The sequence below is a fragment of the Candidatus Symbiopectobacterium sp. NZEC135 genome (genome assembly GCF_025962695.1).
Window position 1 is genome coordinate 1 of the sequence record NZ_JAGFPF010000683.1, and the last position, 1,043, is coordinate 1,043.

The 1,043-nt window shown below is 59.3% G+C and carries 1 protein-coding gene and 1 pseudogene; one reads left to right on the top strand and one right to left on the bottom strand.

Annotated elements, in window-relative coordinates:
• On the top strand, positions 1-903 hold a 903-nt coding region (gene tsaD, locus J5224_RS29705), incomplete at its 5' end, for a tRNA (adenosine(37)-N6)-threonylcarbamoyltransferase complex transferase subunit TsaD (RefSeq protein WP_264628654.1).
• A 64-nt stretch (positions 904-967) separates the two neighbouring features.
• Here tsaD and J5224_RS29710 read toward each other — a convergent pair.
• Positions 968-1,043, bottom strand: a pseudogene (locus tag J5224_RS29710) (arginine repressor); the annotation flags it as partial.

The following is a 1,043-nucleotide window of genomic DNA, read 5'->3' on the forward strand; positions in this document are numbered from 1 at the left end:
GATTATGGCGGTGTCGTGCCGGAACTGGCCTCGCGCGATCACGTGCGTAAAACGGTTCCCCTGATTCAGGCTGCCCTGAAAGAGGCAGGACTGGCCGCATCGGACATCGATGGCGTGGCCTATACCGCCGGTCCTGGGCTGGTGGGCGCATTGCTGGTCGGCGCGACGGTTGGGCGCGCGTTGGCGTTTGCCTGGGGTGTGCCGGCCATTCCGGTTCACCACATGGAAGGGCATTTGCTGGCCCCGATGCTGGAAGAGAATCCACCGGCGTTTCCCTTCGTGGCGCTGTTGGTTTCAGGCGGCCACACGCAGCTCATCAGCGTCACGGGCATCGGTGAATACCGTTTGCTGGGCGAATCTGTTGACGATGCTGCCGGTGAAGCCTTCGACAAAACGGCAAAGCTGCTGGGACTGGATTACCCAGGAGGCCCGATGTTGTCCAAACTGGCACAGGGTGGAGATGCCACACGTTTTACCTTTCCTCGCCCAATGACCGACAGACCAGGGCTGGATTTTAGCTTTTCCGGTTTGAAAACCTTTGCCGCCAATACCATTCGCGCTAATGGCAACGATGATCAAACCCGTGCAGATATTGCGCGCGCGTTTGAAGATGCGGTGGTGGATACGTTGGCGATAAAATGTCGCCGAGCGTTGGATGAGACCGGTTTTAAACGTCTGGTGATGGCGGGCGGGGTCAGTGCCAACCGTACGCTGCGCGCTCGCCTGACAGAGATCATGGCCAAACGGGGCGGGGCGGTGTTTTATGCGCGGCCTGAGTTTTGTACTGATAATGGCGCGATGATTGCCTATGCGGGCAGTGTGAGGCTGTTGCACAACGAAAGTCAGGAACTGGGCGTGAGCGTGCGTCCACGTTGGCCATTGGCGGAATTGCCTGCCGTTTGACCCAACCCACGCCAGATACCCTCATCTGGCGTGAGTCACTGCATCAGCAGCCCCTCGCGGGTCACTACAGTTCCTGTTCGAACAGCGCCAAAATGGCGTCGAACAGCTGTTTGACGCTAAAGCCGCGCGCTGGCGTGGTG